Source organism: Pseudomonas grandcourensis, from assembly GCF_039909015.1.
Classification (GTDB): domain Bacteria; phylum Pseudomonadota; class Gammaproteobacteria; order Pseudomonadales; family Pseudomonadaceae; genus Aquipseudomonas; species Aquipseudomonas grandcourensis.
In genome coordinates this window covers 1,291,038-1,316,304 of the sequence record NZ_CP150919.1, presented here as the reverse complement: position 1 = coordinate 1,316,304, position 25,267 = coordinate 1,291,038, and the positions used below count along the sequence as shown (strand labels likewise).

Annotated in this window: 21 protein-coding genes and 1 pseudogene; 4 read left to right on the top strand and 18 right to left on the bottom strand. The window is 59.7% G+C overall.

Going from position 1 to position 25,267, the window contains the following annotated elements; translation table 11 throughout:
• Positions 1-23 precede the first annotated feature (23 nt).
• Positions 24-713 (top strand): DUF4197 domain-containing protein, encoded by a 690-nt coding sequence (locus tag AABM52_RS05720; RefSeq protein ID WP_347910882.1) that lies wholly within the window; start codon positions 24-26, stop codon positions 711-713.
• 45 nt (positions 714-758) lie between these two features.
• Here the strand turns inward: AABM52_RS05720 and AABM52_RS05715 are convergent, their stop codons facing one another.
• The 4 genes and pseudogenes from AABM52_RS05715 to AABM52_RS05700 form a co-directional block, all read right to left on the bottom strand.
• Positions 759-2,105: a Fic family protein gene (locus tag AABM52_RS05715; protein WP_347910881.1), complete on the bottom strand. Its 1,347-nt coding sequence runs from the start codon at positions 2,103-2,105 to the stop codon at positions 759-761.
• 577 nt (positions 2,106-2,682) lie between these two features.
• A complete protein-coding gene (locus tag AABM52_RS05710; protein ID WP_347910880.1) occupies positions 2,683-3,987 on the bottom strand; it encodes an IS4 family transposase in 1,305 nt (434 codons plus the stop codon).
• A gap of 212 nt (positions 3,988-4,199) precedes the next feature.
• Positions 4,200-7,266, bottom strand: a pseudogene (locus AABM52_RS05705) (efflux RND transporter permease subunit).
• A gap of 6 nt (positions 7,267-7,272) precedes the next feature.
• Positions 7,273-8,373 (bottom strand): efflux RND transporter periplasmic adaptor subunit, encoded by a 1,101-nt coding sequence (locus AABM52_RS05700; RefSeq protein ID WP_347910879.1) that lies wholly within the window; start codon positions 8,371-8,373, stop codon positions 7,273-7,275.
• A 93-nt stretch (positions 8,374-8,466) separates the two neighbouring features.
• Between AABM52_RS05700 and AABM52_RS05695 the strand changes: the two genes are divergently transcribed.
• The gene (locus AABM52_RS05695; RefSeq protein WP_347910878.1) at positions 8,467-9,105 is read left to right on the top strand and encodes a TetR/AcrR family transcriptional regulator; all 639 of its coding nucleotides are present in this window, start codon (positions 8,467-8,469) and stop codon (positions 9,103-9,105) included.
• A gap of 138 nt (positions 9,106-9,243) precedes the next feature.
• On the opposite strand, the gene AABM52_RS05690 is transcribed toward AABM52_RS05695, so the two are convergent.
• Positions 9,244-10,023 (bottom strand): class I SAM-dependent methyltransferase, encoded by a 780-nt coding sequence (locus AABM52_RS05690; RefSeq protein ID WP_347912587.1) that lies wholly within the window; start codon positions 10,021-10,023, stop codon positions 9,244-9,246.
• Positions 10,024-10,119: 96 nt separating this feature from the next.
• Here AABM52_RS05690 and AABM52_RS05685 point away from each other — a divergent pair, with 96 nt between their 5' ends.
• Positions 10,120-10,740, top strand: coding sequence for an energy transducer TonB (locus AABM52_RS05685; RefSeq protein ID WP_347910877.1), 621 nt, complete (start codon positions 10,120-10,122; stop codon positions 10,738-10,740).
• A gap of 22 nt (positions 10,741-10,762) precedes the next feature.
• Here AABM52_RS05685 and AABM52_RS05680 read toward each other — a convergent pair whose 3' ends face one another.
• The 7 genes from AABM52_RS05680 to ppc all read right to left on the bottom strand — a co-directional run bounded on the left by AABM52_RS05680 (position 10,763) and on the right by ppc (position 18,917).
• Positions 10,763-11,584: an isocitrate lyase/phosphoenolpyruvate mutase family protein gene (locus tag AABM52_RS05680; protein WP_347910876.1), complete on the bottom strand. Its 822-nt coding sequence runs from the start codon at positions 11,582-11,584 to the stop codon at positions 10,763-10,765.
• Between the two features lie 34 nt (positions 11,585-11,618).
• Entirely contained in the window at positions 11,619-12,479 is an 861-nt protein-coding gene (locus AABM52_RS05675; RefSeq protein WP_347910875.1) for a DUF72 domain-containing protein, read from the bottom strand.
• A complete protein-coding gene (locus tag AABM52_RS05670) occupies positions 12,479-12,784 on the bottom strand; it encodes a hypothetical protein (RefSeq protein ID WP_057716196.1) in 306 nt (101 codons plus the stop codon). Before AABM52_RS05670 ends, AABM52_RS05675 begins: the two co-directional genes overlap by 1 nt.
• Before the next feature lie 229 nt (positions 12,785-13,013).
• Complete coding sequence (locus AABM52_RS05665) at positions 13,014-14,225, bottom strand: hypothetical protein (protein ID WP_347910874.1); 1,212 nt, start codon at positions 14,223-14,225, stop codon at positions 13,014-13,016.
• A 350-nt stretch (positions 14,226-14,575) separates the two neighbouring features.
• Positions 14,576-15,256, bottom strand: a complete 681-nt coding sequence (gene tsaB / locus AABM52_RS05660; protein WP_347910873.1) for a tRNA (adenosine(37)-N6)-threonylcarbamoyltransferase complex dimerization subunit type 1 TsaB — start codon at positions 15,254-15,256, stop codon at positions 14,576-14,578.
• Between the two features lie 94 nt (positions 15,257-15,350).
• Positions 15,351-15,998: an adenylate kinase gene (gene adk / locus AABM52_RS05655; protein ID WP_347910872.1), complete on the bottom strand. Its 648-nt coding sequence runs from the start codon at positions 15,996-15,998 to the stop codon at positions 15,351-15,353.
• Positions 15,999-16,286: 288 nt separating this feature from the next.
• On the bottom strand, positions 16,287-18,917 hold the full coding sequence (ppc, locus tag AABM52_RS05650) for a phosphoenolpyruvate carboxylase (protein ID WP_347910871.1): 2,631 nt from the start codon (positions 18,915-18,917) through the stop codon (positions 16,287-16,289).
• A 202-nt stretch (positions 18,918-19,119) separates the two neighbouring features.
• Between ppc and AABM52_RS05645 the strand changes: the two genes are divergently transcribed.
• A complete protein-coding gene (locus AABM52_RS05645; RefSeq protein ID WP_008051389.1) occupies positions 19,120-19,464 on the top strand; it encodes a hypothetical protein in 345 nt (114 codons plus the stop codon).
• Positions 19,465-19,597: 133 nt separating this feature from the next.
• Here the strand turns inward: AABM52_RS05645 and AABM52_RS05640 are convergent, their stop codons facing one another.
• From AABM52_RS05640 to lysS, 6 genes are all read right to left on the bottom strand, one after another.
• Positions 19,598-19,927, bottom strand: a complete 330-nt coding sequence (locus tag AABM52_RS05640; RefSeq protein WP_046041078.1) for a hypothetical protein — start codon at positions 19,925-19,927, stop codon at positions 19,598-19,600.
• Positions 19,924-20,838, bottom strand: coding sequence for an alpha/beta hydrolase (locus AABM52_RS05635; RefSeq protein ID WP_347910870.1), 915 nt, complete (start codon positions 20,836-20,838; stop codon positions 19,924-19,926). Before AABM52_RS05635 ends, AABM52_RS05640 begins: the two co-directional genes overlap by 4 nt.
• A 58-nt stretch (positions 20,839-20,896) precedes the next feature.
• Positions 20,897-22,174: a flavohemoglobin expression-modulating QEGLA motif protein gene (locus tag AABM52_RS05630; protein ID WP_347910869.1), complete on the bottom strand. Its 1,278-nt coding sequence runs from the start codon at positions 22,172-22,174 to the stop codon at positions 20,897-20,899.
• 32 nt (positions 22,175-22,206) lie between these two features.
• Positions 22,207-22,761: a hypothetical protein gene (locus AABM52_RS05625; RefSeq protein WP_347910868.1), complete on the bottom strand. Its 555-nt coding sequence runs from the start codon at positions 22,759-22,761 to the stop codon at positions 22,207-22,209.
• A gap of 77 nt (positions 22,762-22,838) precedes the next feature.
• Positions 22,839-23,555 carry a TetR family transcriptional regulator gene (locus tag AABM52_RS05620; RefSeq protein ID WP_347910867.1) on the bottom strand — a complete coding sequence of 239 codons (717 nt, stop codon included), beginning with the start codon at positions 23,553-23,555 and terminating at the stop codon, positions 22,839-22,841.
• A 98-nt stretch (positions 23,556-23,653) separates the two neighbouring features.
• Positions 23,654-25,156 (bottom strand): lysine--tRNA ligase, encoded by a 1,503-nt coding sequence (lysS, locus tag AABM52_RS05615; RefSeq protein ID WP_104450709.1) that lies wholly within the window; start codon positions 25,154-25,156, stop codon positions 23,654-23,656.
• Positions 25,157-25,267: the final 111 nt, after the last annotated feature.

Genomic DNA, 25,267 nt, shown 5'->3' with positions numbered 1-25,267 from the left:
CTTTTTCGAAAAAGGAAGTTGCCATGCTCCGCCCTACCCTCCGCTTTGCCGGCCTGTGCGCAGGCTTGATGATCTGTGCCAACGCCCTGGCGCTGTCCCTCACCGACCTGTCGCAGAAAGACGCCACAGGCGGACTCAAGGACGCACTGACCCAAGGCGCGCAACTGGCCGTCAAACAACTCGGCACCCCGGGTGGTTTCAGCAACAACCCGGACGTGAAAATCGAACTGCCGGGCAAACTGGGCAAAGTCGCGAGCAAGATGAAACAGTTCGGCATGGGCGATCAGGTCGATGAACTGGAAGCCAGCATGAACAAAGCGGCGGAAACCGCCGTGACCCAGGCCCAGCCCATCCTCGTCGATGCCGTGAAGAAAATGACCGTGGAAGATGCCAAGGGCATCCTCAGCGGCGGCAACGACTCGGCTACCCAATACCTGAACAAGACCAGCCGCGAACAGATCCGCGCCAAATTCCTGCCCATCGTCAAGCAAGCCACCGACAAGGTTGGCCTGGCCCAGCAATACAACTCCTTCGCCGGGCAAGCGGCGACCATGGGCGTAGTGGATGCGAAGAATGCCAACGTCGAAAACTACGTCACCGAGCAGGCGCTGAATGGCTTGTTCGAAATGATCGGCAAACAGGAAGAAACCATCCGCCAGAACCCGGCGGCTGCGGCGACCAGTTTGGCGAAGAAGGTGTTTGGTACGCTCTGAGCCGCGACACAAAACCTGTGGGAGCAGGCCTGCTCCCACAAAGGTTCAGGCCTCTGATACTGGCCTTAGAAAGAACACCCACTCGCGCCCCATCTTGCGCTTCTCGAACAACTTCAATGCGACCAGCCCATTGAGCGTGGCTGATGCCGTGTTGTAGGAACAACCCAGATTCTCCTTCACATTGACCGCCGTGAACTCCTTGGCCACTCCGCTCCTGGCCACTTGAAACAACGCCCGCTGTTTCTCGGTGAGCTGGTCGAGAAAACCACTTTCACGCAGCCAGCAATCAAATTGCTGCGCATCGTCCAGACTTTTCCGATACGCCTCGGTAAAACTGGCTACAGCCCGCAACACCACCGAACACTGGAAATCGATGAAGTACGTCAGATCCAGATCATCCGCCTCGGTATTCAAATACGACCGCCCGTACTTCAACGGCGCATTGCGCAACAAAACACTGATGGCGATGTAGCGAAACGCCGAGTAGTCATTTTTAAACATGAACCAGTAAAACAACGCGCGCGCTACCCGACCGTTGCCGTCGCGAAAGGGATGCTCATAACCCAAGACAAAATGCAGCGCGATGGCTTTGATCAATGGATGAAGGTAGTCCGCTTGATGAGGGTTGTTGTGGGGTTGGTTGATCCACTTGGCCAGCACCTGCAAGCGTGACGCGAGCCCTGTTGCAGGCGGTGGCGAATGCACCGTGTTGCCCTCGCCATCCTGGACGACGACGTCATCGTTGATCCTGAACGCCCCTGGCGAGTACTGCGAATCGTCGATACCCTCGACGCCAACTCGATGCATGGCTGCAATCAGCTCAACGCTCAGTGGCTCGTAACGCTGCTCCCAGGCGAAGTTCATCATCTTGAAGTTACCGATGACCATTCGCTCATCCGGCGTGCGCGGCGAGCGATGGCGCTTAAGCATGTCCTTGGCCACCCGCGTCGTGGTGGCCGCACCTTCGAGCTGGCTGCTGCTGATGGCCTCGTCTTCGATCAGATCATTGAGCAAATAGCTGAAATGAGCGCGCTCGCCGATCTGGCCGGTCATGTATTCCAGCACTGCGGTTGTCGCCTGACGATCCACTACGGAAATGGCTTTTTGCGCTTGCGGCGTCAGCATGAATTTCAGCCAGCACGCCGGTTCACCCAATGGCAAAAGGCTCGAATACTGTGCAGTCCGCGCCTTCTTGACCAAGGCCCAGCACAGGTTCGAATCCAATCCAGGCGCCCAGCGATAGCGCAATGAATCGAACGGCAGGTAACGCCCCTGATCGTCCAGGGGCTTGAGCAAGGCAAGGTATTGCGAAAGGCGTTCCTTGTGGGGCGATCGCAACAGCCGATCAAACACCGGATCGGACCGCCCCCTCAATGTGGGTGGATTTTTCATGGTGCTGTCTCAAACATGCGTGAAACCGGGCGCTGAGTACAACACCTGAGCTTTTTAGCCTCAATATCAGACGGGTCCGAGATAGATGTAGGAACAATGAAGGCCCGCTGGTTGGTACAGGTTCTTGCAGTCAGGGTTGCTGAAATGGCAACGACGGTTTTGACCGATAAGCCGCCATCGCGAGCAGGCTCGCTCCTACAATTGGATCGGGTACATCTGTGAGGGATTGGTCGGCTAGCCAGCTCCCACAATGGGTCGGCGTACACTCACTGCTTCTCACCACTCATCAGGCCGAGCGTTAGCTCGCCTGCAGCTCTTGATCTTGATCCACCCGCCCCCTCGGGAGGCTGAGTGGAGGTGTTCATCCGGGGATTGGCGCGCAGCGCCGTTCGACGCAGTCGAACTCATTGCATGTAGGTCGAAGCGAAGCCGACCGGAGGGCAATGCCCCCGGATGAATACCGGAGCGAAGGAACGCCGAGCCTTAGCGAGGGGCCGTACGTTCGGGGCGAGCGTTTTTTTGGTTACTTTTTTTAGGCGTTTGTAAAAAAAGTGACTCGCCGTAAGGGCCAGCCCTTTCAAGGTGTTTTCGCTTTATGGGCTTTGAGCACCCGGTCGGTCGACACATGAGCATGCGCAGCTTTGCCGTCCAGCCACTCCTTGGGTTTGGCGATTTTGGGACCACGTATGCTTTTGGCGACCTGTTTGGGCTTGATGTTCCTGGCCAGCGCCAACAGACGCTCCGCCAGCGTTTCCGAGGTCGTTTGGAGTGATAGATAGTCCGAGGGCAACGCGATCTGCATGCCCTCATAACCGCTGCGTACTTGTACCGTCAGATGGAAGATCGAAGCTTCCCAGCCTTCGGGCAATGTCTCGCGATGAGCCTGCTCCACGCTGCGTTTGAGCACTGCCAGGACGTTGTAGGCCAAGATCGCTGAAGCAAAACCCAGCAACGCCGCCCGCGGAGCGCCAAGGCTTTCGATTTCACTGTCCAGCACCGATTCCAGGCGCTGGAACATCCCTTCGATACTCCAGCGACGACGGTATAACTCGTCGATCTGCCCGGCGCTGACGGTGTCTGGCAAGTTGCTCCAGAACCACATCACAGTGTCGCCTGAGTCAGTAGGTGTCTGTAGGTTCAGTTCAACTCGGCGCCAGCGGTGACCACCTTTGAGTTCGATGATTTGCTCGCGCACCGTTCCGGATTCGATGGCCACAGATTCTTGCCAGCCGCCTTCCTCAATCAACCGTGGATGCTTGCTTTGCTGGCGAATAATGAAAGAAGCGCCCGCTTCCTCGCAGGCTTGCATGACGGGCAGCGTGCAGTACAACCGATCAGCCATCCACAGCTGGCCCTTAGTGGCGCAGGCCAACAACGGCAGCACGCTGACGCGCTCACTCGCGTAGGCATCCTCGCATGGCTGCAAGTCGACAATCTGATCCCGGTCCGGGTCGTAGACCACTACTGAAAACCCTGGTCGCGCCGCACCTCGCTCACGCCGCAAAGCCCCCAAGCGTTTTTCGGTAGATGGCAGGTGATTGCCGTCAACGATGCGCAGCTGCCAGCCGGGCAAAATGGCTGAACAGCCCAACTCTTTTATCGTCGGAGCCAAGCGCTCGGCGCTGCCGGTGACCAAGGCTCGCAACAAGGCCGGTTCTGTGCGGCTGACCTTGTCATAGAGCGCCGCCAAGGTAACCGGTAGCCCCTCCATTTGCCGGGCAGCGGCATGCAAAGAAGGGCGCAAACCTAATGAAACAAGGGACATCAGCTCAACGATGGTCGAAAACAAAAGCTCACGCGGGTATTGGCGTTGACGGTGTTCTTCAAACACCTGATCAACCCATTCGGCAGGAACAGCCTGCTCCAGTATCAATTTAGTCATGACACTGGCCGGTGTCTTTTTTTCAAACCGCGCTAGAACTTCTGCCCACATCGTTTTCGTCACCCTGACTGGAGTTTTGGGGGGAGTTTAAACGAAGACCTTGAAAGGGCTGGCCGTAAGGGCGAAACCGCCAGCCGCCGTTACCGCAGAAACGGATATGTACTCAATCAACCAAGAGCATGGTCGGCCCGAAGGCCGCCAAGGTCAGACCCTCAAACCGACTCTTTGCGAACCCGAAACCAGGCAGCATAAAGCGCAGGCAAAAACAGCAGCGTCAACGCCGTGGCCACAATCAACCCCCCCATGATCGCCACCGCCATCGGCCCGAAAAACACACTGCGCGACAACGGAATCATCGCCAACACCGCCGCCAGCGCCGTCAACACAATCGGCCGGAACCGCCGCACCGTCGCCTCGATGATCGCCTGCCAGGGCTTGAGCCCCGCCGCGATATCCTGCTCGATCTGATCCACCAGAATCACCGAGTTACGCATGATCATCCCGGACAATGCGATGGTCCCCAACATGGCCACAAAACCGAACGGCTGACGGAACACCAACAGAAACAGCGTCACCCCGATCAACCCCAGCGGCGCGGTCAGAAACACCATCGCCGTGCGCGAAAAACTTCGCAGCTGCAGCATCAGCAAGGTCAACACCACCACGATGAACAACGGCACGCCGGCCTTCACCGAGTTCTGACCGCGCGCCGAGTCTTCCACCGTGCCACCGACATCCAGCAAGTAGCCGTCAGGCAGTTCGGCGCGGATCGGATCGAGAGTCGGCATGATCTGCTGCACCAGCGTCGCCGGTTGTTCCTTGCCATAAATGTCGGCGCGAACGGTAACGTTGGGCAGGCGGTTGCGGTGCCAGATAATGCCCTCCTCGAAGCCGTACTCCAGGGTCGCGATCTGCGACAGCGCGACACTGCGACCGTTATCGGTCGGCACCGCCAGGCTCGGCAGCAATGACAACTCGGTGCGCTCGTGCGAGCGTGCCGCGCAACAGGATCTCGATCAACTCGTTGTCTTCGCGGTACTGGCTGACGCTGGAACCGGTCAGGGAGCTTTGCAGGAACCTCGACAGGTTCGCCGTGCTCACGCCCAGCGCTCGCGCGCGGTCCTGATCGATGTTCAGGTACACCACCTTGCTCGGTTCTTCCCAATCCAGGTGGACATTGACCACATGCGGGTTCTCGCGAACCTTGGCCGCAACTTTGCGTGCCAGCGCACGCACTTCCTCGATGTGCTCCCCGGTCACGCGGAACTGCACCGGGTAGCCCACCGGCGGACCGTTTTCCAGGCGCGTGACCCGCGAACGCAGAGCCGGGAATTGCTCGTTAAGGGTTGAGATCAACCAGGTGCGCAAGGTTTCCCGTTCTTCGATGGTTTTCGCCAGGACGACAAACTGGGCGAAGCTCGCCGCCGGCAGTTGCTGATCCAGCGGCAGGTAGAAACGCGGCGAACCGGTGCCGACGTAGGCCACGTAATTGTCGATCCCGGCCTTGTCCTTGAGCAGCGCTTCGAGGCGCTTGACCTCGTCGGCGGTGTTGCTCAGCGAAGCGCCTTCGGCCAGTTTCAGGTCGACCATCAACTCCAGGCGCCCCGATGCCGGGAAGAACTGCTGCGGTACAAAGCGGAACAGCACGATGGAGGCAACGAACAACAGCACGGTCACCAGGATCACGGATTTGCGCCAGCGCACGCACCATTCCACCAGACGCCGGACGCGCTGATAAAACGGCGTGCCATACGGATCGGGCTGGCCGGCACCGTGCTTGGCGGCGTGAATCTTCGCCAGGTCCGGCAGGAGTTTTTCCCCGAGGTACGGCACGAACACCACCGCGACCACCCACGACGCCAACAGCGCGATGGTGACCACCTCGAAGATCGAACGGGTGTATTCGCCGGTGCCCGATTGCGCCGTGGCAATCGGCAGGAAGCCGGCCGCGGTGATCAGCGTACCGGTGAGCATCGGGAACGCGGTACTGGTCCAGGCATAACTCGCAGCTTTGACCCGGTCGAAGCCTTGCTCCATTTTGATCGCCATCATTTCCACGGCGATGATCGCATCGTCCACCAACAAACCCAGGGCCAGTACCAGCGCGCCGAGGGAGATCTTGTGCAGGCCGATGCCAAGGTAATACATGCTCGCGAACGTCATCGCCAGCACCAGCGGAATCGCCAGGGCCACCACCATGCCGGTGCGCACGCCGAGGGAGAAGAAGCTCACCAGCAACACAATGGCCAGCGCCTCAACCAGCACTTGCACGAACTCGCCAACACCGGTTTTCACCGCCGCCGGCTGGTCGGAGACTTTGCGCAGCTCCATGCCGGCCGGGAGGTTTTTCTGGATGCGGGCGAACTCGATTTCCAGTGCCTTGCCCAGCACCAGGATGTCACCGCCGTCCTTCATCGCCACCGCAAGGCCAATGGCGTCCTGCGCCATGAAGCGCATGCGCGGCGCCGGAGGATCGTTGAAACCACGGCGCACGTCGGCCACGTCGGAGATGCGGAAGGTGCGATCACCGACGCGGATCGGGAAGTTCTTGATCTCGTCGACCGTCTGAAAATTCCCCGTCACCCGTAGCTGCAATCGTTCGCTGCTGGTTTCGAAGAATCCTGCCGTGGACACCGCGTTCTGTTCTTCAAGGGCCTGCTGGACGGCCGCCAGCGGCAAGCCGAGGGTGGCGAGTTTGACGTTGGAAAGTTCGATCCAGATTTTCTCGTCCTGCAAACCGAGCAGCTCGACCTTGCCCACATCCTTGACCCGTTGCAGCTGGATCTGGATGCGGTCGGCGTAATCCTTGAGCACGGCGTAGTCGAAACCCGCGCCGGACAGGGCGTAGATATTGCCGAACGTAGTGCCGAATTCATCGTTGAAGAACGGCCCCTGAATCCCCGGCGGCAAGGTATGACGGATGTCGCTGATCTTCTTGCGCACCTGATACCAGAGCTCCGGGATCTCCACCGAATGCATGGAGTCGCGCGCAATGAAGGTCACCTGGGATTCGCCGGGGCGTGAGAACGACACGATGCGCTCGTATTCGCCGGTTTCCATCAGCTTCTTTGCGATGCGTTCGGTGACCTGGCGCGAGACTTCCTCGGCGGTCGCCCCCGGCCAGTTGGTGCGAATCACCATGGCCTTGAAGGTGAACGGCGGGTCCTCGCTCTGGCCGAGCTTGGTGTAGGAAAGTGCGCCGACGATGGCCAGCAACAGCATCAGGAACAGGACGATCTGGCGATTACGTAGCGCCCATTCGGAAACGTTGAAGCGCATCGGGGCTTACTCCTTGTCCGCCAGATTGACCACGCGATTGGAGCGATCCACCGGGCGCACCTGCTGCCCTTCGAGAAGCACATGGACACCGGCGGCCACCACCCAGTCGCTGGCGTTGAGCCCTTCCAGCACCGGTACGGTTTTCTCGCCGAAGGCACCGATTCGCACCGGGGTTTTCTTCAAGGTGTTGTTGGCGCTGACGACCCAGACATAGGTCACGCCGTTTTCCGCCGTCAGCGCAGACAGCGGAACGGAAAGCGGAACCACGTCGGCGGCCTGCACGAACACTCGGGCGCTCTGGCCCAGTTCGACAGGAGCCTTGCCGGAACTGAAGGCAATGCGGGCCGCGAAGGTGCGCGATTTTGGATCAGCCGACGGCGACAGTTCACGGATACGCCCTTCGAATCGCTGGTCGGGTTGAGTCCAGAGTTCCACCGACACCGGTGCACCGACCTTGAAGCGGCCGAAGTTCTGCTCCGGCAGGCTGATCAAGACTTCACGCTCGCCATCGGTTGCCAGTGTGAACACCGTTTGCCCGGCAGCCACGACTTGCCCTACTTCCACCAGACGCTTGGCCACGACGCCGTCCTGCGGCGCACGCAACACGGCGTAGCTGGCCTGGTTATTGGAAACGTTGAATTCGGCTTTGATCTGCTTGAGCCGCGCCTCACCGGAGCGGTAGAGGTTTTCGGCGTTGTCGTATTGCGAACGACTGACCAGTTGGCGCTCCATCAGGGTCTTGTAGCGATCACGCTCGGAACGCACCAGGTTCAGATTGGCTTCGGCGGCGGCGACCTGGGCCCGGGTGGCCTCCAGCTGCAGGCGCACGTCCTGGGGATCGAGCTCCGCCAAGGGTTGATCGGCCTTGACCCGCTGCCCTTCCTCGACCAGTCGTCGGCTGACTTTACCGCCGATACGGAACGCCAGGTCCGGCTCATACCGTGCTCGAACTTCACCGGGATAGCTTTCCATGACCTGCGCCGAAGGCTCTGGCTGGACCACCATGGCGGGGCGCACGCCGACCTGCGGCGCCTCTTCGTGACCGCACGCAGACAATAAAAAAGCCAGGGTGACTGGCAACGCGAGGGGCAAGGCATAGCGGAACATGGTGAAGGACCTTTCGCTAATGGTGCTTTGAATAATTATACTGAGCAGTATGTTATTAATAGCAAACTCACCAGTCCAGTAATAAAAACGAATATGCCAAACAATCTTTCAGCACCCAATGGCCCAGGCAGACCCAAGGACCTGGTCAAGCGCCAGGCGATTCTCGATGCGGCCAAAGCGCTGTTTCTGAGTAAGGGTTATGCCAATACCAGCATGGATGCCGTCGCGGCCGAGGCCGGTGTGTCGAAGCTGACGGTCTATAGCCACTTCAACGACAAGGAGACGCTGTTCTCCGCTGCGGTGATGGCCAAGTGCGAGGAGCAGTTGCCGACGCTGTTCTTCGAACTGCCGCAAGGCGTGGCCGTGGAAACCGTGCTGCTGAACATCGCGCGCGGCTTTCATCACCTGATCAACAGTGATGAATCAGTGAACCTGCACCGTTTGATGATGACCCTGGGCAGTCAGGACCCGAAACTCTCGCAGATCTTCTTCGAGGCCGGGCCGGAGCGCATGCTGCATGGCATGGAGCGCCTGCTGAGCAAGATCGATGAAAGTGGTGTGCTGCGCATCGACAAGCCGCACAACGCGGCCGAGCACTTCTTCTGCCTGCTCAAGGGTGCGGGGAATTTCCGTTTGCTGTACGGCTGTGGCGAGCCTCTGGTTGGCGAAGAGGCAGAGAGCCATGTGCGGGAAGTGGTGGGGTTGTTTATGCGGGCTTATCGGCCTGAGTGAGCCTGATGGATTGTCGGTAACCGGGCTGACGCCATCGCGAGCAAGCTCGCTCCCACAGGGTCCGAGGTGCCCCCAAGTCTTGGGCTCGACACAAAACCTGTGGGAGCGTGGCTTGCCCGCGATGAAGGCGCCTCGGTCTTAAGGCTTGAGCGCCTTCTTCGGATAAATGTCATACCGACTGGACTTGCCATCCAGCGCATGACTCGGCTTCGGCCCTTCAATACAAGGCGCTTTGCGCGGGCGCTTGACCACCACCCGGTGGCTGGCCAGGGCCAACGCGGCCTCAAGCAATGCCGGCGCATCCGGGTCATCGCCCACCAGCGGCCGGAACAGGCGCATTTCCTTCTTCACCAGCGCGGTTTTCTCACGGTGCGGGAACATCGGGTCGAGGTAGATCACCTGGGGCGGTTCGCCCTCCCAGTTGCGCATGACCTCGATCGAATTGCCCTTGAGCAAGCGCATGCGCGCCACGATCGGCGCCACGTCGAAATCTTCCGCGCCACGGGCCAGGCCGTCTTCCAGCATGGCACCAATCAGCGGCTGACGCTCGATCAGGCTCATCTCGCAACCGAGGCTGGCCAGCACAAACGCGTCCTTGCCCAGCCCTGCCGTGGCGTCCAGCACCCGCGGGCGCACGCCTTGGGCGACGCCAACAGCCTTGGCAATCATCTGCCCGCTGCCACCACCATACAACCGGCGATGGGCCGCACCGCCCTCGACGAAGTCCACCCGCACCGGCCCCGGTGCATCCGGCCCCAGTTGTTGCAGCTGCAAGCCCATGTCGCCCACCTGCAAGGCAAATTCGCCGTCCGCCACTTGCATTGGCAAGCCCAGGCGCTCGGCCCATTGCTCGGCTTGTGGCTCGAAAGCCGCGTCGAGGGCCTGGACATGGATGCGGCAGGCCGCAGGTTGATCAATCATCGGAAAACACGCTCAAAAAATTAATGATCGGCAAAAACGGCCGATAACAAAACTATCGAGCATTTTGCCAGAGCTGAGCGTCGACCGAGAGAAATGTCAGACTTTCAACCCACAATCACAGGTTTTATCTCGCCCTACGGCGACTACAACCTGCGAAACACCCAGGCACTGAGCGGCGTCAGCCACATCTGGCAGGATTTCTTTGCCCGAGCGCTGGCCGAACAGTCGGGTGAAGTGCTGCCTGAGTCCCTGAACTTTCCACCGGTCGATCTCGAAAGTCCCGTTGAACCCACCGTTGGCAGCGACCTGCTGGCGCACATCGTGTCCCAGCGTGAATGCGACGTGAAGGACAACGAAATCCGCCCGCCGGAGCCGCTGTTCCTGCCAATCGCCGAATTCGAAATGGACCTGGCAGACAAACCACGCCCACCGTTTCCGGTGGACGAAATCGTCGCCCAGCAAAAACAGCAGAACTTCGAAAGCGGCTGGGTTCGCCCGATCGTATTGAACGCCGGTCAGCCGCTGCCAGAAGCTGGCCCTGCCCCACAACCACGTGCGCTGCACCTGCCCATCGCCGAGTTCGAACTCGATCTGCTCGACAAGCCGTTCCCGCCGTTCTCGCCAGAAGAACGGGTGGAGCAGCAGAAACAACTCGATTTCGACAATGGCTGGGCGCGCCCGATCGTCCTGCAGAACCTGCGTATCGCCGCCTGACCCTCAGCCGCGCCGTCTTCCCTCAGCCTTTGAAAAACTGATTGGCCTTCTGATACGGCATCGACCGGGACGTGAAACCGAACGTGCCTGACGTCTGGATTTCTTCGGCGGCGCGGAAGAACTCACCATAGGCCGCCAATGCCAGCGCCGAACCGACGCTGATGCGCTTGACGCCCATCTCCCCCAACTGCGCGACCGTCAACTTCAAGCCCCCCGACATCAACACATTCACCGGCTTTGGCGCCACGGCGCGCACCACCGCCAGCACATCCTCGGCGCTGCGCAGGCCCGGTGCGTAGAGCACATCGGCACCGGCCTCGGCGAATGCCTGCAAGCGGCGGATGGTGTCGGCCAGATCGGGATTGCCGTGCAGGAAGTTTTCCGCCCGGGCAGTCAACGTAAAGTGGAACGGCAGACTGCGAGCGGCCGCCACAGCGGCTTCAATGCGCGCCACTGCGTGTTCGAAACAATAGATCGGGCCTTCTTCGCGGCCGGTGGCATCTTCGATCGAACCACCGACAGCGCCGACCTCTGCCGCGCGCAAGATACTTTTCGCGCAATCAGCCGGGTTGTCGGCGAAGCCGTTTTCCAGGTCGACGGCAACCGGCAGGTCGGTGGCGGCGACAATCGCTTGAACGTTCATCAGGGTGTCGTCGAGGGTCAATCCGCCATCGGCGCGGCCTTGGGAAAAGGCATAACCGGCGCTGGTGGTCGCCAGCGCCTCGAAGCCGAGGCTGGCGAGCATCTTCGCTGACCCGGCATCCCACGGATTGGGAATCACAAAAGCTCCGGGGCGTTCGTGAAGGGCTTTGAACACCTGGGCTCGAAGGGTTTGCGCATCCATTGGGCAGGCTCCTGAAGAGGGGGAAGAATCCGCCTCAGAGCAGGCCAAGTTGCTCGGCGACGGGTTCTCTGTATAGCTCAGGCAGCGCCGGCAAGCCAGGCAAACGCAGCATCAGCCGGGCGTGAAAACGCTGCGCCAGCTTCGCCGCCAGCAGGTTGTCGGCCGTGTGCAGGAAGATATACGGCGTGCGGCCCTCTTCGATCCACAGCGCGATTTTCTCGACCCACGGTTCCAGGAACGTATCGTTGGCTTCAAGCGTCGGATGGCCGATAAAACGCACCTGCGGAAATGGCGTGAATGCCGCAGGGCGCGGCGGCACACGGGGCTTCTTCGATTGAGCGTGGAGCACCGAAGGCTCGGTCGAGGTGCAACTGAACAGCGCACGGGGATCGAGACAGATGCGTTCGACACCGCGATCCAGCAGCAGGCGGTTGAGCATTCGCTCGTTGTCGCCCTTGGCGAAAAACTCGTCATGCCGCACTTCCACGGCCAGCGGCCGCTGCAGGGCATCGATAAATCCGGCCAGCTCAGGCAAACGTTGGGGCGTGAAGCTTTTCGATAGCTGCAACCACAGTGGCGACACTCGCTCACCAAGCGGACTGAGCAATTGCAGGAAAGTTTCGGCGGAAGTCAGTTGCTCGCGCAGGTCGCCACCGTGGCTGATCTCGCCGGGAAACTTGGCGGTGAAGCGAAAGTGCTCGGGCATGGTCTCGGCCCAACGCTGCACGGTGCTGGCGGCCGGGCTCGCGTAGAAGGTCGTGTTGCCTTCTACGGCATTGAATACCTGGGAATAGAGATCAAGAAAATCGGCGGTTTTGGCGTCCGGCGGATACAGGTAGTCGCGCCAGGCGTTTTCGCTCCAGGACGGACATCCGAGGTAATACGGCAGCAACATCAGATGTACAGGTCGAGACCCAGCACATCCGCTTCCCAATCGACGAAACCGGCGGTGCTCAGGTAGCTGGCCAAGGCTGTCGCCACGCTTTTGCTCATGGCACGGTGGTAAATCATGTCTTGCTGACGGGCGGGGAGATTGCTCAGTTTTTGCGCAGAGGCTTTGGCGGCGCGGGCAGCCAGTTGCTCTTCAGTCGGGAATTCCAGCTCGCCTTCGATATCAATGGCGTCGTCTTCCACCACGCGGCCTTTGCGAGGTTTGCGCTTGATGGGGTAGGACTGAGAGGAAACGCCGTCTATACGCATAAGTGCATACTCGGAATCAGTGATGGCAGTTTAGTGGCGCAAAACCCACTTCGCAAACCGCCGAGTGATAACTAGAACACATAAAAGGCAAAAGGTTTAAAAGCTGCGGTTAGAAAACGACGATTGGTGAATTCTGCGACGGACACTCAGGTCCGACAGGGGGCTGCCCGAGCAGTCGATCAAATCGACCAACTGCTTTGTTCAAGGGGCATTCAGGGCGCCATGTCTTTTACACCGAAAGTCCATAAATCGACGGTGTACGGTTTCCAGAGTCATTAAGATTTTCCCCGGCAACAATAATTCGTTTGTCGGCTTGAATCCTTACATCCCAAGAAAGCCCACCAACACCAACCGACCCCCAGCCATTCTCACCGAAACCGGGATCAGGTGAACCATTGGGTAAAAGCCTGCCTATTACAACCAATGGTTCCGTTCCAAGTTCCGCGTTATTCCCTGTCATCGCGATTTTACCGTCCGCTTGAACGGCCAATGAATTCCATGCGGTGTTGCGACCTGCATCGGTGAAAACAGGTACCCCTTCGTTGAAACTTGAGTCGGGATCTCCGTTGGAGTCGAACCGCATTACCATGCCTTTAGTGTTGGCTGCTCCCAAGTTGACTCTGCCAGCACATACAAGTTTCCCGTCGGGTTGAGCGACTAGCTGCCTCATTCTCAGCGCCCCTTCGGGGCTCTTGTAGTAGGCAAACCCTTCCTGGGCAAAACTGCTGTCAATCTCTCCATTAGGGGTATAACAACCAATTACCAGTTGATCGTCAGCCGTTCCCCCGACAATTATTTTCCCGTCATCCCGGACCAGAACACTTCTAAGTTCGATAGCGGGACCGTTACTTTTGACGTCTACATAACCACCATTGCCAAAGCTGTCATCTAGCTCCCCATTCTCCGCCTTCAAACGTATTAACAGAGAACCAAAACCTTCAGCCGTACCGTACCCGAACGCAATCAGTATTTTACCGTCCGCTTGCAAACAACCACTCACCAACTCCATCACTACATAGTTCCCCTCGAATACAGGGACCAAAACTGTACCAAACACTAGATCAGGACTGCCTGAGTTATGGAAGCGGGTCAGCGCGGCACGGGCTGTGCCGTCAGTCCTTCTCGTATCACCGATCACAAGTATTTTGTGATCCGCTTGCACCAAAAGGCAGGAGGGTCTGGACTCTTCACCGTGGACAAAATGCCACTTGACGCGACCCGTTCCATTTCCAAAGGACGGGTCTAAAGCCCCCTCAGGTGTTGCTCGAAACAAAGAGTTTTCATCTTGCCAAGTCGCGAAGTAGAGCGAGCCATCCGCTGACAATTGCGCTGCTCGGGCACCACCGCTCAAAAAATTCGGTCTGATCTGCCCTGCTTCGCCGAAGCTTCGGTCCAGTGGCAATCCCACATGCTGTTTGACTAGAGTTTTTTCAGTTTTCATTTATTCGCTCCTGATTACAGCCCAGACGAATACGATTGGTATCCACAGCGATTTCATTTCAAAGGAATGAGGCGTAACTCATTCATCCAGGAATGAAGCCACTCAAGGCTGATGAACCTGAATTAAGCGCGATTAAACTAACCATATGAAACTGTCAAACATGACAGTTGCAAAAATGAAAATTGCCATGTATGCGGGGAGCGGAAGAGTAAACCGATTAAGGTTCCTTACCACTGGAGACAACGTTTGATAACGTCGCAATAGCCTATGCCGGCGCAGCTACCGGCATGGATACATATCGAGCCATGAACAAATACCAAGCGAGAATTTTAAGATTCAAAATATCTCGATCATGTTTTCGGTGCCTTGGGCGTCGCCACTTTATCGCGCAGATAAACCGGCTGCGCCTCATCGGCCACGATCCCCTCGCCGCGCTCCCAGGCAAACCGCGCCAAAGTCAGCAAGTCTTCAGCGTGAGGCAACATGCCCGCGTCCTGCCCGCTCAGGCTGACGGCGATACGCTCGCCATAACCCCAACCGGTGCCTGCGCCGAACCATTCGCCGTCGGCATCGGCCGGCAATCCAGCGGACTCCGGCGGCAGTACCGCTTCCGCCCCCACCAGGCGCATCTCCCCGGCCGTTTCGCGGTAGCAACCCCAATACACTTCATCCATGCGCGCATCGATGGCGGCGGCGACCTGAGTGGCGCCGTGTTCGCGCAGCGCACGTTGCGCCAGCACGGCCAGGTTCGACACCGGCAGCACCGGGCGATCCAGGGCAAACGCCAGGCCCTGCACCACGCCGATGGCAATGCGCACGCCGGTGAAGGCGCCCGGGCCACGGCCGAACGCAATGGCATCGACCGCTTGCAGCGTGGTGCCCGCATCGGCCAGCAATTGCTTGATCATCGGCAACAGCTTTTGCGCGTGCAGGCGCGGGATCACCTCGTAATGGCTCGTGACCTTGCCGTCATGCAGCAAGGCAACGGAGCAAGCTTCAGTCGCGGTGTCCAGGGCCAGCAAGGTGCTCATCGATGTATCCACAAGAGAGATCAGAAAAAAGTGCGTCAGTATAAACAACTACGGCCCGCAAGCGGGCCGTGGATGATGCAGCGGGTCAGACTTTTCAGCTCAGGGCTGCAAGCACCTTGGCGGTGATCGCTTCAACCGAACCGACGCCTTCGATGTGGCTGTACTTCGGCTTGCCATTGGCGGCCGACAGCTTCTGGTAGAAATCCACCAGCGGCTTGGTCTGAGAGTGGTAGACCGACAGGCGATGACGCACGGTTTCTTCGGTGTCGTCCTTGCGCTGTACCAGTTCTTCACCGGTGACGTCGTCTGTGCCAGCTACTTTCGGCGGGTTGTAGACGATGTGGTAAACGCGGCCGCTGGCCTCGTGAACACGGCGACCGGCGATACGCTGGACGATTTCTTCGTCTTCAACGGCGATTTCAACCACGGCATCCAGTTCAACGCCGGCAGTCACCAGGGCTTCAGCCTGGGGAATGGTGCGCGGGAAGCCGTCGAACAGGAAACCGTTGGCGCAGTCGGACTGGGCGATGCGGTCCTTGACCAGAGCGATGATCAGGTCATCGGAGACCAGGCCACCGGCATCCATGATGCTCTTGGCCTTGATGCCCAGCTCGGTGCCGGCCTTGACCGCTGCACGCAACATGTCGCCGGTGGAGATTTGCGGAATGCCGAATTTTTCGGTGATGAACTTAGCCTGAGTACCTTTACCGGCCCCGGGAGCTCCCAGCAGAATGACGCGCATCGATGTGCTCCTCAATTTTTTATATGGATAACGTCAGATTCGCCTCGTGGGGCCAATCTCAAAAATAGGGTCGTGACCGCCCAAACGGTCAAAGGCTGATCAAGATACACAGCAGGCTGCGCCCACACAAGACGCCGAAAGTCGGAGAAACCGCTGCCTCTTGCGACCTTTGAGCACAGTTTCCCAAGTCGCAACCCCATCATTAACTGTCGCCTGACAGCATTTTTGCAGCCGTCAAACGGCGGCATCCGGCTCACCTGCCGGATGCCTGACCCCACGGCAAAAACCTTAGCCTGTGTTACGCAAACCGGCGGCAATCCCCGCCACAGACACCAGCAAGGCCTGTTCTACCGGGCTGCCCTGCGCCACGTCCTGCACTCTTGAACGGGCCAGCAACTCGGCCTGCAATAGATGAAGCGGGTCGAGGTAGGTGTTGCGCAAGCGGATGAACTCAAGGGTCGCCGGGCTATGTGCCAGCAGCTGCGACTGCCCGGTCAGGCCGAGAACGATGGCGCACGCCTGCGACAATAGGTCGCGTAAGTGCGCACCCAATGGCAACAGATTCGGCTCCACCAGACGCTCATCGTAGGACTGCGCAATGTCGGCATCGGCCTTGGCCAGAACCATTTCCAGCATGTCGATGCGGGTGCGGAAGAACGGCCACTGCTCGCGCATTTGCCCCAGCAGTTCGCCTTCGCCACGCTCCAGGGCCTTGCTCAGGGCCGCTTCCCAACCCAGCCAGGCCGGCAGCATCAGGCGCGTCTGGGTCCAGCCGAAGATCCACGGAATCGCCCGCAGGCTTTCGATCCCCCCGGCCCGACGCTTGGCCGGACGACTGCCCAGGGGCAAACGACCGAGTTCCTGTTCCGGCGTCGACTGGCGGAAATACTCCACGAACTGCGGGTTTTCCCGCACCACGGCGCGGTAGGCGCTGACACCGTCTGCGGCCAGTTCGTCCATCAAATGGCGCCACTCGGGCGTAGGCGGCGGCGGAGGCAGCAAGGTCGCCTCCAGCACGGCGGCCAGGTACAGATTGAGGTTTTGCTCGGCAATGTCCGGCAGGCCGAACTTGAATCGAATCATTTCGCCCTGTTCAGTTGTACGGAAACGCCCCGCCACCGAACCCGGTGGCTGCGACAGGATCGCCGCGTGGGCCGGGCCGCCACCGCGCCCCACAGTGCCGCCGCGACCGTGGAACAACAACAGTTCGACGTCGTGCGAACGGCAGATATCCACCAGTCGCTCCTGCGCCCGGTACTGCGCCCAGGCCGCCGCGGTGGTGCCGGCGTCCTTGGCCGAGTCGGAGTAGCCGATCATCACTTCCTGCGGCCCTTGCAGGCGCGCGCGATAGCCCGGCAACAGCAGCAGCTTCTCGATCACCGGCCCCGCGTTGTCGAGGTCGGCCAGGGTTTCGAACAGCGGCACCACGCGCATCGGCCGCAACACGCCGGACTCTTTGAGCAGCAACTGCACGGCGAGTACATCGGAAGCCGCACCGGCCATGGAAATCACATAGGAACCGAGGGATGCCGACGGTGCAGCGGCGATTTCCCGGCAAGTCGCCAGCACCTCGGCGGTGTCGGCGGACGGCTTGAAGTACGTCGGCAACAAGGGCCGACGATTGCTCAATTCGCGCATCAGGAAGGCGATGCGCTCTTCCTCGCTCCAGTCCTCGTAGCGTCCCAGGCCAAGGTAGTCGGTGATTTCGGTCATCGCCGCGGTGTGCCGCGACGAGTCCTGGCGTACATCCAGACGAACCAGGAACAGACCGAAGGTCACTGCCCGACGCAGGCAATCGAGCAACGGCCCGTCGGCGATCACGCCCATGCCGCACTCGTGCAAGGAGCGGTAGCAAAGCTCCAGTGGATCAAGCAGTTCGCGGTTGTCTTGCAGCACATCGGCGGGTGCCGGCGCTGGCGTCGACAAGGCAGCGTGTGCCCAGTTGCGCGTTGCCCGCAGGCGTTCGCGCAGTTGTTTGAGCACTGCCCGGTACGGTTCGGCGCTGTCTCCCGCCCTGGCCTTCAATTCATCGCTGGCCTGCTGCATCGACAGCTCAGCGGCCAGGCGATCGACATCGCGCAGGTACAAATCGGCCGCCATCCAGCGCGCCAACAGTAAAACCTCTCGGGTAACCGCCGCCGTCACGTTCGGGTTGCCGTCGCGGTCGCCGCCCATCCACGAGGCAAAGCGAATCGGTGCCGCCTCCAGTGGCAGGTGCAAGCCGGTGGCGGCGTGCAGGGCCTGATCGGCCTTGCGCAGATAATTGGGAATGGCCTGCCACAGTGAGTGCTCGATCACCGCGAAACCCCACTTGGCTTCGTCCACCGGCGTCGGACGCGTGCGGCGGATTTCCTCAGTGTGCCAGGCTTCGGCGATCAGGCGTTGCAAGGTGGTCTTGATCTGCTCGCGCTCGGCACGGGTCAGGTCACGGTGATCCTGAGCCGCCAGTTGCGCGGCGATGGCGTCGTACTTCTGGATCAGTGTGCGGCGTGCAACTTCGGTGGGATGCGCGGTGAGTACCAGCTCGATCTCCAGCCGGCCCAGTTGCCGGGCCAGCGCGTCGGCGCCATGCCCCTCGGCGCGCAGGCGCGCGAGCAACTCCGGCAGCACCCGGGCTTCGAACGGAGCCTCCTGGGATTCCTCGCGACGATGAATCAACTGATATTGCTCAGCGATGTTGGCCAGGTTGAGAAACTGGTTGAACGCCCGGGCCACCGGCAGCAACTCGTCTTCACTCAGCTGATTGAGGCTGGCGCTGAGTTCGGCGTCCATGGAGCCACGTCGGTCAGCCTTGGCGCCCTTGCGGATCTGCTCGATCTTGTCGAGAAAACCGTCGCCATATTGCTCACGAATGGTGTTGCCCAACAGCTCACCCAACAGGTGAACGTCCTCGCGCAAGCGTGCATCAATATCGGTCATCAGCAGGTCTCCAGCAAAAAATCCGGGCGGCTAAGAAACAAGAGAGTGCCGCCCCAGACAGGTTCTTACAAGCAAGACGACGAAGGGCCTGTAAACCCTGCCTGTTGAGGCTAGTCTGAACGGTAAGCCGTACAACGGTTGTCACCGGCCAGTGCCGGACACTCACTCTGCCTGCCACGAGCGGGAGCGCAATGAGGTCAATATGAAAATCCGCGAGCTTGCCCACCACTGGGAAGAAAACGCCAAGGGTCGCCTGACCGACACCGGCTACTCGATTCATCTGGACGTAGAGTCTGCCGCACGGCTGGCCGCGCTTGTCGAGATGTACCCCAAGCGGCATCCCGAAGAACTGCTCGGCGATCTGATCGGCGCCGCGCTGGAAGAGCTGGAAAGAAGCTTCCCGTACGTCAAGGGCACGACCGTGGTCGCCACTGATGAAGAAGGCGATCCACTGTATGAAGACATCGGCCCGACCCCGCGCTTTCTGGCGCTGTCCCGTCGGCATTTGCACGATTTGTCGGTGCCTGACGACAAACAGAAACACTGATTTTCCATAGAGTCTGTGGGAGCGGGCTTGCTCGCGAAAGCGGTGTGTCAGACAACATCAGTGTTGAAAGTTAAACCGCTTTCGCGAGCAAACCCGCTCCCACATTTGATCTCTATTGCCAACAAATACCGGTTTACTGCTCCAGCTTCTGCGGCGTCTCCTGCCCCATGCAGCGCACGGCTTTTTTCTTGCTGTCGACCAGCACGCCGGTCAGGCCTTTCTGTTCCATGTCGAACAGCACCAGCACGCCATCGATGCACTGCGCCACTTGGGCGGCCGGTTCCAGGGAGACTTTGTAGTCTTCACCCGGCACGGTCTTGAGCATGGTGAATTCGTTGAGCAGCAACGCATCCTCAGGCTTGGCGAAGTGCAGGTAGCCGTACCACCACAGGGCACCGACGGTGCCGAGGATGCTGCAGATACCGGTGATGATCAGCGGGATGGCGTTACGTTCTTCACTCATTGCGGACTCTCTGGTGGTTCATCTTCAGAATTCGGGGGTGCCGGGTAGTTGGGGACTTCACCCAGGCGGCGCAGGCCGTTGAAATGCTGCGGATCATCAAGATAACGCAACATGACTTTGCGCCAGACCGGGTCGGCGAACGTCTGCACATGGCCTCCACGGGTCAGTTGCAGCACCCGTGGCGGCGGCGCAGCTTGATACAGTCGGATGCCGTTGGAAAGAGGCACGATCGGATCGTCGATGCTGTGGTAGAGCAGTTTCGGCACGTCCTTGAGTTGCGCCATGGAGTTGATCGCGCTGTCGCCGTCCGGCACCAGCCACGACAACGGCACCTGGAACGGCCAGGTCATCCACGAATTGCTCAGGGCAAACTGACCGATGCTTCGGTAACTGGCAGGCACACCGTCGAGGACAAAAGCCTTCAGCTGTTTCTGCCGTTCCGGGTGTTGAACCAGATAATGCACGGCCATCGAGCCACCGAGGCTCTGGCCCAGCAGGATCAGCGGCTTGCCTTGAACCTCCGGCGCCTTGTCCAGCCAGGCGAACGCCGCATCGATGTCCTGGTAGATCGCTGGCAGGCTGGGTTCGCCTTCGGACAGGCCATAACCGCGATAGTCCACAAGCAACACCTGGTAACCATTTTTCGGCAACCAAAAGCTCCCACCGAGGTGCATGGGCAGGTTTCCACCGTTGCCGTGCAGGTGCAGCACCGTACCTTTGACCTCGACGCCCTTCTTCGCCGGCAGCCACCAGGCATTCAGCTTGAGGCCATCAGCGGTGATCAGGGTGACGGTGCGGTATTCGAGCCCGGCCTTTTCCGGGGTGAACAACTGGCCGGGTTCGGGGTAGAACAACAGTGAACTGCAACCGTTCAAGGTCAGGAGAAGGCAGACGATGCCGAGGATTCTCATCCGCTGAAACCTCGCAGTGAAGATTGGAATACATACCCCACAGGTGACCTCATAGGGCCTACAAAATGTTGGAGTAATCCGCCTCGATCCGGTCCAGGCTCAGGTGATTGAGGAAGTTGGAGAAACACATCCACGCCGACAGCGCGTTCATGTCGCGGAACTGTTCCGGCAGGTACTTGGGCGGTACCACCAGGCCTTCGTCCACCAACTGGCGCAAGGTACGCATGTCTTCCAGGGTGGTCTTGCCGCAGAACAACAGCGGTATCTGCTCCAGCTTGCCTTTACGCACGGCCAGTTGAATGTAGTTGTAAATCATGATGAAGCCCTTGAGGTAGGACAAGTCTTTGGTAAATGGCAGACCTGTCGGCACCGAGCCGCGGAAAACGCGACTGGCGTTGCTGTAGCTCTCGGGCATCTCGAAGCCTTGCTCGCGGAAGAACTCGAACACCTGCAGGAAGTCCGCGCCCTCCTCCACCATATGAATGGCGCGGGTGCGGTTGGTCAGTTTGCGCAGGCGGCTCGGATACGAGGCGAAGGTGATGATTTCCATCAGGATCGCCAGGCCTTCCTGGGTCACCGTCGACGAGGGCGGGCCCTTGGCGAGGAAGGTGCAGATCGGCTGGTTCAGGCCGTTGAGGGTGGTGCCGACATGCACCAGTCCTTCATGAACTTCCAGTGCCCGCACGTCGCGGTCGTTGAACATCGCATCGGAGCGGATCTTGATGTAGTCGGCACCGGCCGCCGCATCGGCGACGATGCCGTCGGACTCGAACACCCGGATGGTTTCCTCGGCCTCGCCAAACACCTTGTTCAAGCGCTGCTGGAGCATGTCGACCGCATCCTTGGCCGTCAGGGTCTTCGGCTCATCCTTGAGGTCGCCACGGCCGTCGATGTTGTTCAGGTATTCGGACAACATCATGCCCAGGTCGGACAGGGTCGGGTCACCCGCATGGAACGCGTCGGAGGCAGCACCGTACAACTCCTGGGAAATCAGGCCGAAATCTTCGGTACCGCGCGCTTCGAGCATGCGCACCACCATGCGGTATTCCTTGCACATGCGGCGCATGATCTGGCCGACCGGGTTGAACTGGCCGAGCTGGCGGGTGATGTCGCGCTCGATGTTCTGGAACTCCAACTTCACCTTGCTGGAATCGAACGCCAGCGGCCGATTGAGGTAGTAGTCGCGGTCCACCGCCGGCATTTCCTTGCCCTTGGCCTTGAGGAAACCCTTACGAATGTTGTCGTCCCACTTGACCGCATCGAGGACGCGGATCGGTGTCTGCGCCAGCACGATGCGATCGGACAAAATGCGTATCGACTGTTGGTAATCGTCCACGCGAAACTCCTGTAGAAACCTGTTTGTGCTGCTTATTTGGCTTTGGCCTGACGCTGATAGCGTACGGCTTCGACGAACACATCGGAATTGGCCGGGTCGTCGAGGTAGGCGGCGACTTGATCCATGTGGCTGTCGATCAATACACCATCGCCGTCGTGGGTCTGGAAGCTTTCACCGCTCAGGGCTTTTTGCTTCATGGCCTGGTTGATCTGTTCGAGGTCGAGGTTGTAGACCACCAGTTCATGCTTGTCGGTCAGTTCAAACCCGCCAATGGTGAAATGCCCGCCGAACTGCGCCGGCACCTTCGCTGACAGATACCAGCGGTTGCCATGGCGCGTCACTGTGAAGGGATAGGCCTCCCGCTCCTTGGGCCTGGCCCGGTAATAGCTGATGGCCTGATAGCGGTTGTCGCCGATGCGGGTCAGTTCAAGGTTGAGCGGCTCGCCCCAGGCATTGGTGCTGGTCCATTTGCCGAGCAACCCCTTGGGCGCGGGTTCGCTTGCAGGCAGCGGTTCCTTGAAGGTCACCAGACAGCCACTGAGCAGCAGGAACGACAAGGCGATCACAACGACACGCCAGGCTTTCATTCAAAACTCCCTATGAACATACCGACCCCTGTAGGAGCGAGCTTGCTCGCTCCTACAGGGGTAACCCCCGCCCGAAATCACACCGACGCCAGCACCAGGTGCATGTAGCGTGTCAGGATGCCGAGCATTTCCTCTTCGGCGGCAGGCTCGTCTACGTTGAGCAGGCCCTGATATTCCATCCGGCCGATAATCGCCGTCAACACCTTGGCATCCTGTTGCGGTTCGCGCGAGCCCAACACCTGGAACAGCTGGCAAGAGCCCTGCAACAGGATTTGCTGATGCGAGCGCACCAGTTCGGCCAGGCGCGGGTTGAGCAATGCCTCCTGACGGAACGCCTGCTCGGCCATCAGATGTTCGCGGCGATTGACCAGTTGACGGTGAACGTAATCGGTCATCAGCCGTGCAATGTCGTCCGCCAGCTTCGAGCGCGCCTGGGGGCTGCCATCACCACTGTCGATCATCTCGCGCAGCAGGCCCTCGTTGTTCACCCAAAGCTTGCCCATGTACGCCGCACTGCGTTCCACGTATTGGGCGAAGGTATCGGTGAGCAGGTCATCGATATCCTTGAAATAGTAAGTGGTCGCCGACAACGGCACTTGTGCCTCGGCGGCCACCGCACGGTGCCGTACGGCCCGTACGCCGTCACGCACGACAATGCGCATGGCGGCATCCAGGATTTCCTGTCGTCGCTGTTCGCTGCCCTGTCGGCTGGCCTTGCGACCCTGGTACTGAACACTTTCAGCGACCGCAGTGGCGACACCCGCTGCACCTTCTTGAGCTATTGCACGAATCACGACAGGTATTTCCTCTCAGATGAAAGTAACAAGTTGATACGTTTGTACCAGACAGGCAATAAAAAGCCGCCTCAAAGGCGGCTTTTTATTTGAAACACTTACGCTTGCGGCCGCATGTGCGGGAACAGGATCACGTCGCGGATCGACGGGGAGTTGGTCAGCAGCATCACCAGACGGTCGATACCGATGCCTTCACCCGCCGTTGGCGGCATGCCGTACTCCAGCGCACGAACGAAGTCGGCGTCGTAGTGCATGGCTTCGTCGTCGCCGGCGTCCTTGTCGGCCACCTGGGCCATGAAGCGCTCGGCCTGGTCTTCCGCGTCGTTCAACTCGGAATAGGCGTTGGCGATTTCACGACCACCGATGAACAGCTCGAAACGGTCGGTGACGTTCGGGTTCTCGTCGTTACGACGGGCCAGCGGCGACACTTCGAACGGGTACTGTGTAATGAAGTGCGGCTGTTCCAGCTTGTGCTCGACCAGCTCTTCGAAAATCATCACCTGCAGCTTGCCCAGGCCTTCGAAGCCCAGCACCTTGGCGCCGGCTTTCTTGGCGATGGCGCGAGCCTTGTCGATGTCGTTCAGGTCATCGGCGGTCAGCTCAGGGTTGTACTTGAGGATCGAGTCGAACACCGACAGACGCACGAACGGCTCGCCGAAGTGGAACACCTTGTCGCCGTACGGCACGTCGGTGCTGCCCAGGACCAGCTGCGCCAGTTCGCGGAACAGTTCTTCGGTCAGGTCCATGTTGTCTTCGTAGTCAGCGTAGGCCTGGTAGAACTCCAACATGGTGAATTCTGGGTTGTGACGAGTCGAAACGCCTTCGTTACGGAAGTTGCGGTTGATCTCGAACACTTTCTCGAAGCCGCCAACAACAAGCCGCTTGAGGTACAGCTCCGGCGCAATGCGCAGGAACATGCCCATGTCCAGCGCATTGTGGTGGGTTTCGAACGGCTTGGCTGCCGCGCCGCCCGGAATGGTCTGCAGCATCGGCGTTTCCACTTCCAGGAAGTCACGCTTCATCAGGAAGCTGCGGATGTGGGCGATGACTTGCGAACGCACGCGGAACGTCTGGCGCACGTCTTCGTTGACGATCAGGTCGACGTAGCGCTGGCGGTAGCGCTGTTCGGTGTCGGTCAGGCCGTGGTGCTTGTCCGGCAGCGGGCGCAGGGATTTGGTCAGCAGGCGCACGTTGGTCATTTCAACGTACAGGTCGCCCTTGCCGGAACGGGCCAGGGTGCCTTCGGCGGCAATGATGTCGCCCATGTCCCAGGTTTTCACCGCGGCCAGGGTTTCTTCGGACAGGGTCTTGCGATTGACGTAGACCTGGATGCGACCGGTCATGTCCTGGATCACCATGAACGAGCCACGGTTGAGCATGATACGACCGGCAACCTTGACCGGGATCGCAGCCTCTGCCAGCTCTTCCTTGGTCTTGTCCGCGTACTGTTTCTGCAATTGTTCGCAGTAGTTTTCGCGGCGGAAGTCGTTCGGGAAGGCGTTGCCCTTGGCGCGCTCGGCAGCAAGCTTTTCCTTGCGCAGGGCGATCAGGGAGTTTTCTTCCTGTTGCAGGGCTTGCGGGTCGAGTTCTAGGTCGCTCATGTCTTTAAATATTCCATCAGGTTCGTTGCCCCCGGCCCCTGCGGCCAGGAGATTGCTCAGCAGGGACTAGGCGTCCCCCTGAGCTCCTACAGGGATCGAGTTGAATCAGCC